The organism is Roseiconus lacunae (assembly GCF_008312935.1).
GTDB lineage: Bacteria > Planctomycetota > Planctomycetia > Pirellulales > Pirellulaceae > Stieleria > Stieleria lacunae.
In genome coordinates, this window is sequence record NZ_VSZO01000009.1 from 352,909 (window position 1) to 371,284 (window position 18,376).

General features: G+C 54.9%; 10 protein-coding genes. 4 read left to right on the top strand and 6 right to left on the bottom strand.

All coding sequences use genetic code 11. The features are described from left to right. The first annotated feature begins 65 nt into the window (after positions 1–65). The 4 genes from FYC48_RS14015 (at position 66) to FYC48_RS14030 (ending at position 6,357) form a co-directional block, all read left to right on the top strand. Entirely contained in the window at positions 66–2,774 is a 2,709-nt protein-coding gene (locus FYC48_RS14015; protein ID WP_149497323.1) for a hypothetical protein, read from the top strand. Further along, the gene (locus FYC48_RS14020; RefSeq protein ID WP_160149518.1) at positions 2,771–3,850 is read left to right on the top strand and encodes a lysylphosphatidylglycerol synthase transmembrane domain-containing protein; all 1,080 of its coding nucleotides are present in this window, start codon (positions 2,771–2,773) and stop codon (positions 3,848–3,850) included. The genes FYC48_RS14015 and FYC48_RS14020 overlap by 4 nt, the downstream gene beginning before the upstream one ends. Positions 3,851–4,106: 256 nt before the next feature. Next, positions 4,107–4,769 carry an RNA polymerase sigma factor gene (locus tag FYC48_RS14025; RefSeq protein ID WP_230776818.1) on the top strand — a complete coding sequence of 221 codons (663 nt, stop codon included), beginning with the start codon at positions 4,107–4,109 and terminating at the stop codon, positions 4,767–4,769. Then, positions 4,762–6,357: an anti-sigma factor family protein gene (locus FYC48_RS14030; RefSeq protein ID WP_149497325.1), complete on the top strand. Its 1,596-nt coding sequence runs from the start codon at positions 4,762–4,764 to the stop codon at positions 6,355–6,357. Before FYC48_RS14025 ends, FYC48_RS14030 begins: the two co-directional genes overlap by 8 nt. Positions 6,358–6,480: 123 nt before the next feature. Here the strand turns inward: FYC48_RS14030 and FYC48_RS14035 are convergent, their stop codons facing one another. The 6 genes from FYC48_RS14035 to FYC48_RS14060 all read right to left on the bottom strand — a co-directional run bounded on the left by FYC48_RS14035 (position 6,481) and on the right by FYC48_RS14060 (position 18,120). Further along, positions 6,481–7,488, bottom strand: coding sequence for a PIN/TRAM domain-containing protein (locus FYC48_RS14035; protein ID WP_149497326.1), 1,008 nt, complete (start codon positions 7,486–7,488; stop codon positions 6,481–6,483). A gap of 399 nt (positions 7,489–7,887) precedes the next feature. Beyond that, the gene (locus FYC48_RS14040; RefSeq protein ID WP_149497327.1) at positions 7,888–9,885 is read right to left on the bottom strand and encodes a c-type cytochrome domain-containing protein; all 1,998 of its coding nucleotides are present in this window, start codon (positions 9,883–9,885) and stop codon (positions 7,888–7,890) included. Between the two features lie 276 nt (positions 9,886–10,161). After that, positions 10,162–12,630, bottom strand: a complete 2,469-nt coding sequence (locus FYC48_RS14045) for a DUF1549 and DUF1553 domain-containing protein (RefSeq protein WP_149497328.1) — start codon at positions 12,628–12,630, stop codon at positions 10,162–10,164. 79 nt (positions 12,631–12,709) lie between these two features. Continuing rightward, positions 12,710–15,196 carry a pre-peptidase C-terminal domain-containing protein gene (locus tag FYC48_RS14050; RefSeq protein ID WP_235034252.1) on the bottom strand — a complete coding sequence of 829 codons (2,487 nt, stop codon included), beginning with the start codon at positions 15,194–15,196 and terminating at the stop codon, positions 12,710–12,712. Between the two features lie 43 nt (positions 15,197–15,239). Further along, positions 15,240–16,541, bottom strand: coding sequence for a DUF1501 domain-containing protein (locus FYC48_RS14055; protein ID WP_149497329.1), 1,302 nt, complete (start codon positions 16,539–16,541; stop codon positions 15,240–15,242). Positions 16,542–17,226: 685 nt separating this feature from the next. Continuing rightward, positions 17,227–18,120 (bottom strand): hypothetical protein, encoded by an 894-nt coding sequence (locus FYC48_RS14060; protein ID WP_149497330.1) that lies wholly within the window; start codon positions 18,118–18,120, stop codon positions 17,227–17,229. Between the last annotated feature and the right edge of the window lie 256 nt (positions 18,121–18,376).

Below are 18,376 nucleotides of genomic sequence, written 5' to 3' on the forward strand. Positions count from 1 at the left end.
GGCGTTCGATGTCACTAACCATCAGACACCCCTCTTGCAAACAGCTCGCCCAAATGTGAACTGAAATGAGACTCACGCTACGCACCCTCCTGGCCTACCTCGACGACACGCTTGAACCACAAGACCGTGAAGTCTTGCGTGATAAACTCGAACGCAGCGGCCAGGCAACTCAGTTGGTCAAAGCGATAAAGATCTGTATTACTAACCCAAGTCTTTCCGCGCCGGCTCCCGATTCGGTTCACCCGATCGAAGACGCCAACATGATGAGCGACTACCTCGATAGCACGCTCTCGCCGGAACAGGTGGCCGAACTCGAAAAAGCTTGCTTGGATTCACTTCCCAGTCTTGGCGAGGCGGGGGCCTGCCATCAGATTTTGACGATGGTGCTCGGTCGCCCAGCCAAAGCGTCTGACGAGCTGAAAAATCGCATTTTTTCGATGGTCGACGTAAGTGGCAACATCACTCCCAGTGAAGGTCGTCTATTTGCCGATGGCGAGTCATCTTCCGCAGCGATCGCCGGTGAAATCGGCCCGCGTTACTCCGGGGTCGATCTCCCTGGCCCGGCGACACCGTCTCAGCCGGCTGGCCTAGAAAGCCCTGCGGTGACCGGCGCGACATCAGTATCGGAAGACATCGCCGCCCCAAACGAACTTGGCTCGCTTGATTCGGCTGCCCTCGAATCTTTGCCGCCAAGCGCAGAAACTGACTTGTCGAGTATCGACGTCTCGCCGGATGCCTTGACGAACATCCCGGCTAATCTGCCAGAACAAGCGACACAACTGCCCGGTGAAGTTCAACCGGTTGGTGTCGGCGATAGCGGTGTCTTTCAAGCGGCAACGAAGCTACGCGAACAATCCATCCAATTCGCCCAAGCCGGGAATTTCATGGACGATGGAAGCCCGATGGCCGGAGACCGCCCGCTGCGTGAACTCGAACGATCGGACTTCTATGAAGGAGACGTCCGGCCGTCTCGGATTACGCCTTGGTTGGTGTCTTTAGCATTGGTTGGCGTACTGCTTTTTGCGATCAGTCAGGTGTTCGCACCACTCGTTGGGCCGCAAGCTTCCAAAACAAGTGATGACGAAAACATGTCGGACGTCATCAGTGCCGATACCGATGCCCCCAAGTCCGTTTCGCCGACCACAGAAACAGAGACCGATCCAGCCGAATCGCCTTCGATTCCGTCGCCGACAGACCAAGCGCCTCCGGTTCCGGTTGATCGCGATGTCGACGAATCAGTACCTCCGGTTCCTTCATCGTTGGCCGAAGCTCCATCAAGCGATGAATCGCCTTCGCCGGTGGAAACCGAGACGATGGCAGACGCGCCTCCGGTACCGCCTTCTGATGTTCCCCCAGTTCCGGCAGGCGATTCACCTGATCCAAATGCACCGCCGATTCCGATCCCGAGCCAGACTCCGGATGTGATCGCCGCGGAAACTCCTGATGCATCGGTGGCAATGGCGGATGTCCGATCACCGACAGACGCCGCCTCGCCGGCAATGGAAACACCAGTCCCCGATCCGACGACGGTGGCACCTGATGCCACTGAAGATCCGGCCGATGCCCCTAAGATTCCGATCGCGACACTGAAATCCGATAACGCTTTGGTTGGCGTATTGTTTAAAAATGACTGGGTGCTATTGCCGCCTGACGCAACGATCAGCACAGGACAGACGATTGTCTGCGGCCCAGAATATCGAGCGGCCTTTCAGATCGGCGAAACCGAAGGTCGAAACTTGACGATGGTCGGCCCATCTGAAGTCACTTGGAAAAACAAAGCTCCCCTGACAATCGAAGCTCGATTCGGAAAAGGGCTGATCGAGTTGGGTTTGGCCGGTGACAGCGTTGTCTTGCAAGTCGGCGGAATCGCGTTGGTAGCGACCGCGGAATCAGGCCCGGTCACCTTCGGATACGAGATCATCCACCGGCGGCCGATCGGTCTGGATCCCTTAATTTCGACGAACCATCAAACAGCTTTGCAACTGGTCGGCTTGTCTGGAGACGTATCCGTGACCGGTCAAGCGGCGGTCGACACGGCCGACGGTGCGACAGGAGGTGACTGTATCGTTCCCGGAGCGTTCGTACTCTCGGAAGAAAACGCCGTGACATTGACGTTGTGCGATGAAAGCACTGCCGAACCGAAACCAGAGGTAGTGGAAGCCATGCCAACTTGGGTCGATGCCGAAGTTGACACCGGGTCGCTCGAAGCACAAGCGGCTTCGGATCTCTTGGAACTTGTCCGAGGAGAGAACTCCGATTCTTTGTTACTGTCGCTTCGCGTCGCACTGGGATTTCGCCGCAACGAAGTCGCCGCCTTAGCGGGCAAGACGATGCTCGCCTTTGGTGACGCGACCGCATTTTTTGGTGTCGATGGTTTGTTCAGCGTCGGTAAACAACGTCTCTATTGGTCATCGCATCTCGATGCGGTTCGTGATGTAATCGCGCGAGGCGCAGAAGACGCGGCCGCCGTTCGAACCTCGATCGCGGGACAGAACGAAGCGATTGACAACGCGGACGGTGACACGATCTTCCGGTTGCTCGTCGGGTATTCGCAAGATCAGTTGAAAACCGGTGGGGATGCGGAGTTGGTCAATGATTTGGAATCGGCGTCGGTTCCCGTACGGGTGCTCGCATCGGAGAACCTTCGCGACATCAGTGGAACAACGCTGTTCTTCCGCCCGGAAGAAATTGTTCAATCCAGACGCGACGAAGTCATCAAGAAATGGAAAGTGCGTCTGAAAAAGGAATCGATTCGATACCCGGAAACCGAATGAGATTGCCAGTCAAAGCGTTCGCGAAAGGAGCGATCGCGTTGGTCGTCATCGCCGGACTTGGTTTCGCGATCAAGAAGTCATTCGATTCGCTATCCGAACAACAACAGCGCACGGTCGATTTGATTACCCAGATCGATCGAAAGATTGAATCGGCGAAAATCGAATCAGAGCGACAACGGCTTCGACAAGAACGTCAAGACGTCATCGATCAGCAACCGTCATTTGCCAATGTCCACTGGTCAACGTTGGCCGCCGCCGCGTTGGTCTATGCGGTCGGCTTGATCCCGGGAGGCTTGGTATTGAAAGAGGCAAGCGGCTTGCTCGGTAAACCGATCTCGGTGCGGGACGCTGTCTCGATTCAAACCGTCGGACACCTTGGAAAGTATGTTCCTGGGAAAGCGATGGTGGTTGTGATTCGTGCGGGACGCCTACGTGAACTCGGTGCTTCGTGGCTGATCGGATCGACCGCAGTCTTTTTGGAAACGATCATGATGATGGCTGTCGGGGCTGCGCTCGCGGGTGGGCTAATTTTCTTTTTACCGGTCCCTCGCTGGATCGCTTGGATTTCGCTACTCGGTGGAATGTCTGCGGCGATGATAAGCGCGCCACCGATTCTCAGCCGGTTGCTTCAAAAGGCCAATATCCTCAAATCGGATTCGTCCCTAACGGATACCACTGTTTCGCCGACGCGGCACCTGTGTGATGGTTGGCGTTTCTTCTCGTTGGCATGGTGTTGGCATGTATCGGGATGGTTTTTGATTGGCGGCTCGTTTGCATTGGTGGTGCGCAGCCTCCCCGGATCCATTCAAACGGTCTCCGACGCGACGTTGATTATCGCTTCGGTCGCAGCGATGTCATTGGCGATGGTCGTCGGATTTGCCTCGTTGCTGCCGGGCGGAGCCGGTGTCCGTGAACTGACACTCACGATTGTCTTGGCGCCCGTTGCCGGACCGGCGGTCGCGTTGATGTCGGCCATCGTCATTCGGCTTGTCTTTATCGCCGTCGAAGTGTCACTCGCCGGATTGTTGGGCGGATGGCGAAACCGCCCCGAAAAAAGACCGCAATTGTCAAACTGAGATCACGCCGGACGGTTTACCAAACGTCCTCGTCGGATTTCTTTTTGAGAACGCGATTCGGCGAAACTCGATCGAAGTTTTGGGTTTCAACGTGATAGATTAGAATTCAGGTTGTGGGCCGCCTGCGGCATCCACGAATCAACGTGATCAAACATGCGACGTTCAGCGTTGACCGAAATCGAATGGGTCGAGTCTACGGATTTCGGCTGGAATCGTGGAGGGTCAGCCCTATTTCCTCTAGAGTTGCGTTTCTCGGTTGTCTGTCAGCGAATCCACTGCCCTGCGTTATCGCCAATCGGATCCCGATGTGCGATTGATGCTGCGCGTCAAGAACGATGACGCCGCCGCCTATGAGGAACTACTACGAAAATATCATCCGCGTCTGGTGCGATTGCTTCGTGCGATGGGACCGAGAGCTGACATGGCCGAAGATTTGGCCCAAGAAACATTCATGCGGGTATGGCGCGCCCGTGTACGTTACGAACCCGGTGCCAAGTTTTCGACTTGGTTATTCACCATTGCCGCCAACGTTGCCCGCAATGCAACCCGAAGCCAGGGGCGGCGACAAGAGGTCAACGAGGTCGACGCACCGACGGGCGGAGACGGTTCGCGCGCCGTTGGAATCGTGACCGCGACCGCACTGGAAGCCAGCAGTTTGATGCCGACTCGCGTGGTCGAGGGCGCCGAACGAGGCGACATCGTACTGAACGCCGTCAAAACACTTGGCGAGCGGCAACGGACGGCATTGATGCTGTCGCGATTCGAAAACTTAAGTTATGCCGAGATTGCCGAAACGATGGGTCTGAGCACGAAAGCGGTGAAGTCTCTGTTGAGTCGCGCTCGGGTCAACTTGCGCGAACTGTTACAGCCCTACATCGAAGCGGGGCTGATTCCAAAAACGGGGGACGATCATGAGTGAAAGTGTCCTGCTGACTGACGACCACCCGGTCGATCCCGATGACGAATTGCTTGTCGCTTATCTCGACAACGAATTGCTTGAAGAAGAACGTCAATCGGTCGAAAAAAGGTTGGTCGCCGAACCTGACTTTCGTCAACGTCTGCAACTGCTGCAAACCGGATGGGACTGGCTAGACGAAATCCCAGGGGAATCGATCGACGAAAAACTGGTTGAGTCAACCATTGAATTGGTCGTGTCCGACATTGCGCCCGGCCAGAGCGAACAAGCGAATTGGTTCACGCAAAATCGCCGGCTGATCATCACGGTCGTCGCCATCACGATTGCTTTCCTTGTCGGACTTGTCGCGACAAACTACGTCCGCCGCGTCGCCCTCGAACGGCAATTTGATGACCTTGCCGTCGCACAGGAACTGGAAGCGTACAGCCTCGGTCCCGACTTCAAGTTTTTCAATGAGCTAGCTACCAACCCACGGTGGCAAGCGATGGCTTCGGCCATTGAACAGATCAACGAACGGTCCATGCAACCCGAACGGACCGTCGAATCACTTCCCAGGGAAAGCATCACTTCGGCGCTGCAATCTCTGCCAAGCGATCAACGAGAGAAATTACTCGTCAAGTGGAAGCGGTTCCAGGAATACGATGAACCGACCAAGCACGAGTTGCGGCAAACGGCAACGAAAGTCAACGCCCGCGAGGAACGCGACTCCCTGGTTAAAACGATGAAAATCGCATCGGTCTGGCTCGAAGGCCTGTCAGATGAAATGCGTGATTCTGTCCGCAGCGAAGATGCTTCGATTCGCAAGCCAGCGATCGAAGAAGCGATTCAATACACGATGGCGGAACTATCGTTCGAATCCGGAAAGCTGATCAGCGAAACGACGTCCGAGCAAATCTTCTCCTGGCTGGAGGTTTTGTTTCTGAAACGTGTCGACGAATTGCCACCAGAATTATCCAGACACATCCAAAAGACTTTGTCATCCGGGTCCAATAATCCCGAGATTTTCAAAATGTTTGCGATGTATCAAATGCTCGACGACCCGGAGCAGCGGGGCCGCCGACGGTTCGGATTCCGGAGCTTCCCGATGGGCTTCCGGCCCGGACCACCGCCACCGGACGGTCCGCCGCCGGGACCCCCGAAAGAACGCGACGGGAAGGGTCTGGGGAAAGGCAATGACGACGGTCCCCGGAACGATCACCGAGTGGATAGTGATGCCGAGCGAGGTGATTCAGACCGCGGTGGGCGGTCGGGTCCCCAACGTCTTCGCAGTGTGACCAACGAAGAATACGACGAACTCAGAAGCGTACTAGACGACGAAGCGCTCAGAACTCTGGACGCACTGACCAGCTACTCCACCCAATTTGCCGGTGAAGCGGCAGTCTACGCGACGCTACGAACCTGGGCTCGCGAATCGGTCGAACGACACATCGCCGCGCTTCGCAACCGTGATGAAAAAACGGCTCTCGAACGTTATCAGCAGTACGATGACGAAAGGCGATTTGGTGTGAACCGAGATACGCTGGACTTACAGCCACCGTCTGAAATTAGAGACGAAATCTTTAATCGTCGTCGGCACGATTCGAGAAGGTAATCTGGCGACGATGGCGTCAACGTGTGTTTCTTTAGCCTTTTTCATTGACATGCCGCGTCTATGTCACGATTTCCGTCACGCAGGCTGCGGCGAGACGGCCCACGAGCAACCGACTCGCTCGCGTTAGTTCGTGTCGTATTTGGCGAAGATCATCTTACCCGCGTTCGTCTGAAGCGTACTGGTAACACGGACATCGAGTTCTTGACCGATGCGATTGCGAGCGCCTTCGACGACCACCATTGTGCCGTCATCCAGGTAGCCTACGCCTTGCTCGGCACCTTCGCCCGGTTTAATGATCCGTACCTTGAACGTCTCGTCAGGCAGATAGACGGGGCGTAGCGAGTTGCTGATTTCGTTCAGGTTAATTACCGGAACGTTGTGTAACTTCGCCACCTTGTTCAAGTTGTAGTCGCCGGTGACGACCTTCCCCTCCAGGTGTTTGGCGAGTAGCACCAGTTTCAAATCAACCGTCTGTCCGGCGAGTTCCGGGAGGTCACGATCGAAGATCATCAGATCGACGTTGTCGTCGGCACGCATTCGGTTCAATACATCCAGCCCACGTCGACCACGCACCCGCCGCAATTTGTCACTGCTGTCTGCGATCGCCTGCAGTTCGCTCAATGCAAATCGAGGCATGATCAACTGATTGTCGAAAACACCGGTGTTGACCAAGTCGGCAATTCGACCGTCGATCACCACGCTGGTGTCAAGGATCAAAGGTTTGAACCCCTTCACTTCACGGACAAATTCGACATACGGAATCAGAAAACGAAAGTCATCCTTGGTCTGAATCAGAATGCTCGTACAGATGTAGCAAAGCAACATCCCCAAAATCAGTTTGACCGCGTTACCGAGCAATAACGACTGTGCAAAAAGCGGTGCAAGCGCAATCCACAAGACATACGTCAGCAGGAATCCGATCAAGACGCCAAAGTACACCGCCGAGATCGAATCAATCCGTTTGCTGGAGATAAAGATATCACCCATGATCGCCACAACGGCGATTCCCATGATCCCAACAAACACCAAATACGGATTGATATCCGCATCACTTGGTAAAGCCGTGTTGATAATCCAAGACACTCCGCCCGCGCACAACAAGAATACGCATCGGAGAATGATTAGTTCCATCGGATAATCGGCGAATCACGAGTGGGGAAACGGACCTCTGGTTCAAGAGTCTTCCACAGTTTAGATGAGACGTCTCGATAATCCCAAGGGGCCGACTGCAAGTCTGGCACGACAGAGGGGGAAAAACCCGGATTAGGTCGACAGAGTTGGCATAATCGGCATCCAACGCGACTCTAAACAATTGAGGGATGTCCGTCTCACTCGCACGTTCCGACCGCAGTCGGTCACGATTTCAACGAACGATGCCAGTAACCTTCGATGTCGGTGCTTCGTCAGAACTCTTATCATTGCAATCACTCATTGGCCGCAGGCGTTAGCGATGGTCAACAAATCGACACCGCCGATTGCGTGAAAGTACTGCCGTATTGAATTTTGACGAAGCGTTCATTTGGCAAATGTCTAATTGACGTTCGCCATCATCCGATTGATCTTCGCTTGAACTTCCGCAGCTTCTGCCGCGATCTGGTCATACGATTTTTTGGTCGAGTCGACAAGTTGCTGGGCCTGCTGAATCTTTTGCTCTAGGGGACCTCGCGTCGTGGCCAATTTTTCAGCCTCCGCCATATGTGCGGCTGACTGCTGTCGGTGCGAACCGATCGCCGCCTGCTCACTGATACGTTGACGCCTCAGCTTTGCGATCTCGACTAGCTTTGCCGCAAATTTCTCTTCGGCGTCTGCGAGTGCTGACATTTTTGCCGGATCCGCCTTCAGGGCAACGCGAAGGGCGGTGACTTCGTCTTGCAGGTCGCGAGTCAGGCTCGATGCGCCAGGAAGTTTGCCATCAAGGTCAGCAACTTGAGCCTCGGAAGCTTTCGCGGCAGCTTCCTTCTCGGCCGAAAGTTTCTTCAGAGACGCAATTTTCTGGTCGAGTTCAGCCAGAGGTTTCTTGGCTGCCTCCAAACCAGCGATTGCTTTTTCAAGTTCAGCTTTGACAGGAGCAAGTTTTTGCTGAACCGAAGCAAGGTTTGTCTTTGCCGATTCCAAGCGAACTTCGGTCGCGGGAGGATTCGGTCGCAAGCTGACCAAATTTTTGGGGTCATCGACAGACGTGTTGAAGACATCGCCGTTCCAATTGCCATAAACCAGACGCTTGCCGTCGTGGGTAATCGCAACTTCCAACATCGCTTCGCTACCCTGCTGAAGGTTCTTCAACTCTTTTCCGTCGGCGGCCCACAGTTTGGCTCGACCGTCGACACCCGCGGTAGCGAGACGCCCCTGATGATCAAACTTCACACTGGTGACACCGCCACCATGAGCATTGATGGATCGGAGCGTCTTGCCACCTTCCATTTCCCAAAGTTTGACGGTCCCGTCGCCGCTGGCACTGGCCAATACGTTTGAGTCATCACGCCAAGCGACCGAATGAATCGCCCCTTTGTGCCCAGCCAGATCCAAATACAGCCGACCGGTATCTGCTTCCCAGACACAAAGACCACCGGAGCGATCTCCCGATGCGATCAGAATTCCGTCTGGGCTGTAGGAAACCGTGTAGATCCAATCGGTGTGCTTTTTCAAATCAAAAAGCATGTCTCCGTTGGCGACATCGAAGATCCGCAGCATCTTTTGCGGCCCTCCCAAGGCGACACGGCTCATCGAATCATTCACGTCGGCACCAAAGACAGTGTCTAATTCATCGCCCACGCTTGCCACACGCTCACCGGTTTTGACATCGTAGATTGCGACGAGTCCCTGGAACGAATGCTCCCCGCCGCCAGCGATTAGATAACTACCGTCTCGACTAAACTTCAGGTCCTGCGCAATTCCTTCTTCAAACGGCAAGATTCCAAGTAGCTCTCCGCTCTCGCTGTGATAGAGCACGATTTGCTTTTGCCCCGCGACGGCCACCAGGGGTGCCCACGGGCTGGCAGCGATCGCGGTGACCGCACTCGCACGTTCGGTCACGACGGGTGTTGCCAAAGGAACCGATTCGGGCATCGCGACTGGCCCATCGGGTTTACCGCCAGTCGAAGCAACATAAGCAAGCGCGTTCGCCTTTTTCTTCTTTGCTTTCGACCCTGAATTCTCCAGAATCCCGCCTTCGATCCAGGCCTTAATGATCGCCAACTGAGGCTCCGGCAACTTGTCCTGATTCGGTGGCATGATCGGTGTATCGGCATGGCTGACCAATTGCCAAAGTCGACTGCCTTCCAAGTCGCCATCATCGTAGACGACTTCGCCACTGCCACCGCCTTCGATGACGGACCCAAATGTGTCAAGCGCCAGGCCACCCTTCTTGTCGCCTTGGTGATGGCAATTCAAGCAGTGTTGCCGGAAGATAGGCTTGACGTGTTCCTCGAAGGTGACCTTGTCGGGAACGTCTTTTGCGAAGCCTGTCGTCGCTACGCACGCCCCCGCCGCCAACAGCACAAATCGTTTCAGCATTGTTTGATTGATCATTGATAGCATGTCGAAGATTCGAGCTAGTGGTTGGTCAAAATCTGCAATCGGGATTAGCCGCATGGCGTCAGCCACGGTTGCCGGCAATAAACGAAGTCAACGCCCGTCGGCCAATGAGCCGAACTCAAATATTAATTCGAGACGAAGCACGAGTGCTTCATCGACATCTGAAATCAGGATTGGCCGGATGGTGTTAGCCATGGTTGCCGGCCAATAGCCGAAGTTAATGCCCGTCGGCTAATGAGCCGAACTGAAACATTAATTCGAGACGAAGCACTAGTGGTTGAAGACAAATTCGCGACTATTGAGAACAGCCCAGTACATGTCTTCCAGTGCGGCGACCTTGTCTTCTGATTGCTCCAACATCCCCTTCAATTGTGCGACTTCGTCGGCAGTCGGCTTCCGCGAAAGACAACGCACATAGATCCGCTCCATCACCTGTTCATGCGATAGTTTCTCACTTTCGATCCATTTCTTAACCTTGGCTCCCTGGGAAACCTTTTGGCTGACACTGCTACCGTTGAGCAGATGCAAGGCTTGCGATAGCGACGGATCAGTCGACGCCTCACACTCGCACACGGTCGTTCGAGGAGACCGGCCGAAGGTAGTCAAGAAATAGTTGGTCGTTCCGCCATCGGCGATTTGTACCGCACGCGCACCGATTGGTAGACCGCGGAACTTGTCCGGCGACTCGGTGGCCTGGCAGATGCAATCCAATAAGCTTTCCGCAGGAATTCGTCGCGTCAATGCGTAAGCGTAGTTGCGGGTATCGTGAGCGTTTGTGGGATTGGTAGCACTGCTGCGTTGGTACGCTTGGCTATTGCAGATGTCACGAACGAGCTGCCGAAAGTCGAATTTGTACTCGACGAGTTTCTCACCCAATTCATCGAACAATTCAGGATTACTAGGTGGATTACTGACTCGAATGTCATCAACTTGGTCAACCAATCCAACGCCCATATAGTGAGCCCATACGCGGTTGGCGATTGATTTGGCGAAGAATGGATTCTCCGGACTGGTCAACCAGTTGGCCAACACCTCACGTCGGTCTTTGCCACGCGTATCAGGCGACGCGCCGCCCAAGAAGGTTGGCGGAACCGGTTTCTTGGTCACCAAATGATTGACCTCACCGCCACCTCGGTTGTAGATAATCCGCTCGCGATAATCTTCGGCGCCCTTGCGTCCGATCTGTGAAAAGAACGAGGCGAATCCGTAGTAATCATTCATCGTCCAGCGATCGAACGGATGGTTATGACACTGTGCACACTGGGTCCGGATCCCCATGAAGACCTGAGCGACATTTTCTGCCGTCTTCAACGTGTCACGTTCGATTTCGTAAAAGTTGGTCCCCGGTGAAGAGAACGTGCCACCGGTGCTGGTTAACAGTTCACGGACCATTTGGTCGACAGGAACGTTCTTAGCAAACTTGTCTGTCAACCAGTTCGCATACAGGTAAGCGGACTTATAACTGACCTGGTTGGTGCTCTTGATCATCAGCAGTTGAGCGAATTTCATCGCCCAGATTTCACTGAACTCTTTTTGATCGAGCAATTGATCGATTAAGCGAGCCCTTTTGTCCTCGGCTGGATCGTTAATGAATCGTTCGTACTGTTCTTCTGTCGGGAGCAACCCGGTGATATCGATCGTCACGCGACGCAAGAACTCTTCGTCGCTGCACAAACCGCTCGGCAGGATTCGAAGCTGTTGTAGTTTCTTACCGACCAACTGGTCGATGTAATTGCCGGTGACCTTTGGAGGTTCGTATTCCAGTCCTACCGGCAACGCCAGAACCTGACTGCCGACGGTGTGGGTATCGAACCGAGCCATCACGAAAGCTTCGCCGCGACGGCCCGCGGTCACCATTCCAATGTTATCGATCGCGGCAGTGCCGGAATTATTCGACGTAAACGCGGCCAAGGTTGTGACGTCTCTCGTCGAGCCATCGCTGTACGTCGCGACGGCAACGAAACGTTGCTGAGTCCCTTCCCCTTCGATGACCGCTTGAGGAGGATAAATCGCAACAGAATCGACCGTTGGTGGTTGTTTGTCTTTCGGATCGATCTTCGCTCCGTCAGACAACCACTCTAAGATCGTCGCATAGTATTCCGAATCGGTGTCAAAAAGTTTACCGCCGCTATGGGGCACACTCCCGATCGCTTTTTTGACAAACAAACTTTCTTCGGGGATTGCCAAGTTGATGCGGCGGAAACCAATTTCGCGTGTGATCCGGTTGTAATCACCGACTGGGTCGAACCCGAACAAGCTCAGCTGAAACCCGTCTTTCCCGCGAGCCGCCCCGTGACAGGATCCGGTGTTACACCCGGCACGGGTCAAGACCGGCATCACGTCATTGGTGAAACTGATCGGCGGTTTCTTGCCCGCCCCTGAAACCGTCACGGGGATCTTGACCGTCGATCCCAGGTATTCGGCGACCAATTCGGTGCTCCCGTCGGCAATCGGCAGCAACTTGAATCCGTCACGCTTGACCAATGACTCATCAGCAACCTTCCACGCGACACGGTCACTGGCATCTTCGGTGATCCCGTCGCCACGTCGAATGACGGCAACAAAGGTTTGGAAATCACGGTCCGAATTCAACTTGATTTCAGGAGGATAAACCGACAGGTCAGGCCGTTGCGCCGACTGGTTCGGTTGGCTCGCCGCTTCCTCGGCCGGGGTCACTGCCAATGCGGAACTGGCAACAATCGCTGCCATCAACACTGGGAATACCATTCGAATGGTCATTTGGACTTGCGCTCGGTGGGATAGAACTTCTTGCGTAATTCCGATTAGTCAAAACTGTCGATCACATCACACGCTGATGCTACTGCTTCTTTTCTTGCCGGAGTTGCTCCAGCCGACTGAGTGGCTTTGGCGCGGCGGGTTTCTTCTCGGCCGGCTTGGCTTCCGGCTTTTTGGGTGCGTCAACCTTGGGCGGCAATGGCTTGTCGATTCGCAATTCGCCGGTGCCCTCCGTTTGAATGATCGTTTCACCATCAACGTGAACACGGCTCTGCGTATTGATTGTTTTATGCCGTCCGACCTTCGCCTTGTCGGTGATCTTCAGTTGAAACGTCACCGCTTCGGTATCGTCAGCGATTTTCTGTGTGGGTGCTTCGCAGGTCACTCCGGCCGGTAGACCGACCAACTGGACCTCCGCTTCACCTTCGAAATCGCGTAGTTTTTCGACTGGCAATACGTAAGCGACATCGGCCCCTAGTTCACCAGCAGATTTCGGAAACTCATACTTGAACAGTTGGCTTTCGACGACCAAGTTGATCGGCGGTGTGACTTCGACCGCCTGTCCGTTCTTGGTGTTGTAGTACGCGCGGAAAATGATTGGCCATTCGCCAACGCCGGCACCACTGTTAGCGGTGATCGGAATGCTAACTTCGTTTTTTCCCTTGGGAATCGAACGGCTATTGTTGATCCCGATCCCCGGCGGGTTGTAAAGCGTTCGCAGCGAAACGGTTTCCTCAAATCCTTCGTCACGTTTGATCCGCACCAAAAGTTCCTTGCTTCCGTTGCGAACGATGGGCGTCTTCGGCTGCACGACTTCGATTTCAAAGGGCACCGGATCGGTAACAGCCATGGCCGCACGTTCGGTGTCATACCCCCACATCCAACGGCGGTTTTGGCCCAAAACCAATTTGTGTGTTTGACTCAGCTTCCCACCAACCAACGGGTTCTTCTCGTCGCCTTTGCCGTAAATCGTGAACAGCGAAGCGTTGTGCTTGGCGTCCGCAGCGGCCGTCAAAACGATCGGCGCCTCCGGACGTCCGGCGGGCACCGGAAACGTGGTTGCAGTCACGCCTTCGGGCAGACCATCAAGATTAAAATTCACTTCCCCGCTGTATCGATCTCGGCTGACAGTCACCATCATCGCCCCGCGACCACCGATCGGAACGCTGACGACTTCGGCCTCATCACGACGCAACTCTTTCAAAGTCAAACCAACACCGGGTGCCGGCGTGGTGACTTCGATTCGATAGTTATAGGTCGGGCCACCACCACGAAGGTGGTCGTAGACACGGACCTTGTGAAGCCCGTCTTCCTTGGCATCAAATTCGATAAACGGGTCGGTCTTTCCACGGCTGTCATCGCTCGAAGAAAGCGTCGAATTGTTAGGCGCGAATACGTTCAAGACGGCATCGAGGGGCGAACGCAAAACGTTGCGAGAGAACACTTCGACGCGATACCGCGTTCCCTTCTTTGCTTCAAACGCGAAGCAATCGAAATCGCCTGGCTGGGAAATAATCCCACAATAGGCGCCGGGAACCTGAGCGACGGGCGCTTTGGCCCGGTCATCATTTGGTTCCTGTTCCATCACGACGGGCAGGTCGTTGACACGAATCCAGTTCGGCGAAGGCGTGACGCCGGTTTCGTCTTGCGTGACCACTCCCCACTGTTCGTACGTTTCACTCGGCAACGGGATGGTTGCGGTTCGCTCGGAACCATCTGACATGACCAACTTCGCGTTCAGTTCGGTCGATGGCTGGCCGCCGGCTGGGATGACCGTGACGGGACGAGGGAACGTCCCCACGTGCAAGCGATATCCGCCGAGGTTGCTGCCCTGGAACGAGCTATCGCGAACCAAGATGGTATACGTACCGTCCTCGGGGGCGGTGAAACTGCACAAACCATCTTGCTGCAGCAGCGCGCTGTCGTCACTCGATGCGACCTCAAAACGCCCGGAATCTAGGATCGCAATGTAAGGGTCTAAGATGTCGCGATTGCGGAGCGAATAAGCAATCCGAATCCCCTCGACTTCGACGTTCAGCGTTTGGCCTTTTTTCAAATCGACTTGATAGTGATCGATGTCCTCGCGGGTGACGACTCCATCGACCGTGCTGTTGAGTTCAATTTTCTGTGGCGCATCAAACTCGTTATTTGGCTCGGCTTCTTTAACGATCGGCATCGCCCCGACGCCAAGCAAACGAAGATTCGCGATTCCGCTTTTGGTGATCAATCGCAACGGGTACAGCCCAGGCGTCAAATCCGCGGCCGCCTTGACCTTGACATCGACCTGAGAATTGTTGACCGCTTTGACTTCTAAGATCTCAATCCCTGGCAAGTCGCACAACACTTCGGAGGCGTCACTAAGGCGAGACCCCTTGAACTGAATCACCGTTTCTTCACCGCGGACCACGCCCCTCGGTTCAAGCTGAGTGACGACAGGAATCGTCGCCATCGCGGACGAAGTCGTGAAGACTGCCAGAACAGCCATCATGGTGGAATGAAGCGCGCGGCGTGCGTTTGTATTCAACATCGCTTGTTTGCTAACGATTGAGTCACCGGTCGTGAAAGACAAAGCCGCCCGTCGAAACGGGCGGCTATCCAAATTCCTGCTCGAATTACACCATCAGTGGCGAGATCAGCTTGCCACCGTCGACAATCTCGATCGGCCGATCACCGGGAGCCATCAACTCTTTGTCGGCGACGATTCCCATCAATCGGTACATCGTGGTGGCAAGGTCCGCCGGCGATACGGCATCCAATTCTGGCTCAGCCGCGGTCGAATCCGAAGCACCATGAATCATGCCGCCCTTAATTCCACCTCCGGCCAGCATCACGCTAAACACCTTCGGCCAGTGATCGCGTCCGGCATCGGTGTTGATCTTCGGCGTACGACCGAATTCACTGCTGACCATGACGAGCGTTTCATCCAGCAGTCCGCGGTCACTCAAATCGTCCAACAGCACTGCCAAACCCTGATCAAGGGAAGGCATTTGACTGCGGAAACCTTGGGTGATGTTCTGGTGCATGTCCCAACCGCCGTAGGTCAGCGTCACCAAACGTGTTCCGGCTTCGACCAGTCGGCGGGCCATCAACAGACGCTGACCGGCTTGATTGCGACCGTAACGATCACGCAATTTGGCGTCTTCCTTTTCGATGTCAAAGGCTTCTTTGGCCGCTGGCGTGTCGAGCAGGCTGTACGCTCGCTCATAGAAGGTGTTCATCGCACCGACATTGTCCGCCGCAGTCGCGGAAACGAAGTTGCTGTTCACCATCTGTAGGGCCTGCTTGCGACGAACGAATCGCTCCGCATCGACGCCGCCGGCCAGATCCAAGTCGCGGACCTTAAAACCGTCACGGGCGGGATCGGCCCCGAGTGCGAATCCGCCATAACTGCTCGGCAGGTATCCGGTGCCGGCGAATTCGTTCGGCACGTTCGGGATGCAAATGTATGGAGGCAAATTGTTTCGCGGGCCATACTCGTGACTGACCACAGAGCCAAAACACGGGTACTGAAGCGCCGGGCTGGGTTTGTACCCGGTGAACATGTTGTGAGTCCCGCGCTCATGTGCCGCCTCGCCGTGCGTCATCGAGCGAATGATGCTGAACTTGTCGGCTCGCTTGGCCAATTGTGGAACCGTTTCTGCGAAAACCTCGCCCGTGTTTGTTTTAATCGTCCGCATCTCGCCTCGATACTCCAGCGGACTGTACGGCTTGGGATCGAACGACTCTTGGTGGGCCAAACCACCAGGCAAATAGACGTGAATGACGCTCTTCGCTTTGGCTTCAACAAAGTCATAGGACTTTTGCTCTGCCATCGCTTCCCGCATCAGCAGTTCGGGCAAGGACAACCCCAGCCCTCCCAAAGCTCCGGCTGTCAAAAAACCGCGCCGACTAAATGGATTTCCTTCACAACGCATCGAACGACTCCGTAATCAATGTTGAAGTGCTTTGAGATCTGTGCAGACTAATCCCGACGCGGAGGCTTTCTCCTCGGCGAACGAGATGCGAAGCAGGTCATCGTGTGAACTGCGACGAGATCTTGGTTGGGCGGGAACATGCCAGTGTCATCAAGACGCCGGCTTGTCGTAGGTGGGATTGGGTGGGGTGTGTTTGGGGTGCCAACATTTCCAGCTGGTTCACCACTTTAGTACGCGACGACCGAGACGGACGATCGTCGTGAGTTCAACGAACGCCTCTTGGTGGTGAACTCTTGAAAACGCCAACAGCAATAAACTTTTCAGACATTTACACTGAACGCATTTCCCCTAACACCCGCTTAGAGTAGCGAAAGTCTTCCCATCCGTCAAACACCGCACCCCCTACACGAGCGAGTGGTAACGCTGGGTTTTCGAGATCATCGCCATTTTTTGCGACGCCAGATGTCAAAAAACGAAATGGCTTGATACGTGTCTGGTTCCTGGATCACCTGAAAAAACCGGACTCAATCGGATCACACCGGCCAGGGAGATTCCAAACCAACCGGACCTCATGTCCGATATTGCATTTTTCTGAAAAAGTTGTCCTCTCCGGAAAACTCGGGAGGACATACCTTCACAGCCAGACAGTCATCCGGGCGACGGCTCCGCCGATCGAAGCATTCAATCAGGGAATTTGTCGGGTCAGAGTTGTCATGTACGGAGCTGACTGGCGCGACTGATCGCGTTCGTAAAATTCTGCCTGCTCCCAAATCCGCTTTTGATCGAGTGACGCGTTGACGGCACGGTAGGTGAATCGCATCGGCTGATACGCCCATCGCGCCTCGTCGCCGCTGCCGATCAGCTCAATCCGCAACAAGACTTCGGGGTCAGTCCCGGTATCCCAGACGAACGCAAACAAAGCACCGTCGAATTCTTCCGTTGAGTTCTGATATCGATAGAGAGGCTGAGGCAACAGACGTAAAGTGTTGGTCTGCCCCGCGTTAATCATCTCCGCCGAGAAACGTCGTGCGAGCCCTCGCATCTGACGCAAGCGTGTCCCTGCTTGTGCTGCGACCGCGGGAGCATCGGGGATGGGCTTCAACGCAAGGGTATCGACATTTGGCTCCCAAACCTTGGGCCCCAATTTGCCGATCCGCAATGGCTCAATCGGCGATGGATTCATCAGATGAAACTCGACAAATTCAAAATCGTCCCCAGAGATGGGAATCGAACCGATCGTCCCCACCAACGCCAAGTGCCCCTTCGGATCGGTCCAGACGTAGACGCTGCCAAAGTTCATCCCTTCAGCCGAAAAACGAAACAGCGGATCGGATTGCCATTGGTACACCTGCCCGTCTTTGGTTTTGAAGTCGAGCGATTTTCCGGTCCGATCAAATTCCGCGTAGAGACGATCGCTTCGCGTTGCCCCTTTGGCGTTTTCAATTTTTCCCGAGCTAGCCGAGTCGGCGTCTTGTGCCAAAACACTCTCCGTCAGCAGTCCCGCAGGTACCGCTGCCCCGAACAGGACGGCGTTGCATAAACCTACCAGCAACCGTCGCCGCAAACACGCTACCATCACGATTCCCCTATTCGAACAGACAGGCAATGACTCGGACAGACTGGCGATCGGGCTGAGATTTCAATTCGGTCAACAAGCAGTCGTCAATCGCCACAAACTACATCCAGCTGCTAACAACATAGCAGAGAACAGACAACCTGTCTATCTTGAGCGATCGCAACCAACGTCGCCCTTTCGCCGGTGGGCCTCGCAAGCCTTTATAATCGTCGCTGGGATCTCCTTCGCTACGCAGATGATTGACTAACACCTCATCACA

Bases quoted from the DNA above. Each gene is read 5' to 3' on its own strand.
- FYC48_RS14035 (WP_149497326.1), bottom strand. From the start codon at position 7,488: ATGGAACTAATCATTCTCCGATGCGTATTCTTGTTGTGCGCGGGCGGA.
- FYC48_RS14045 (WP_149497328.1), bottom strand. From the start codon at position 12,630: ATGACCATTCGAATGGTATTCCCAGTGTTGATGGCAGCGATTGTTGCC.
- FYC48_RS14030 (WP_149497325.1), top strand. From the start codon at position 4,762: ATGAGTGAAAGTGTCCTGCTGACTGACGACCACCCGGTCGATCCCGAT.
- FYC48_RS14040 (WP_149497327.1), bottom strand. From the start codon at position 9,885: ATGATCAATCAAACAATGCTGAAACGATTTGTGCTGTTGGCGGCGGGG.
- FYC48_RS14020 (WP_160149518.1), top strand. From the start codon at position 2,771: ATGAGATTGCCAGTCAAAGCGTTCGCGAAAGGAGCGATCGCGTTGGTC.
- FYC48_RS14055 (WP_149497329.1), bottom strand. From the start codon at position 16,541: ATGCGTTGTGAAGGAAATCCATTTAGTCGGCGCGGTTTTTTGACAGCC.
- FYC48_RS14015 (WP_149497323.1), top strand. From the start codon at position 66: ATGAGACTCACGCTACGCACCCTCCTGGCCTACCTCGACGACACGCTT.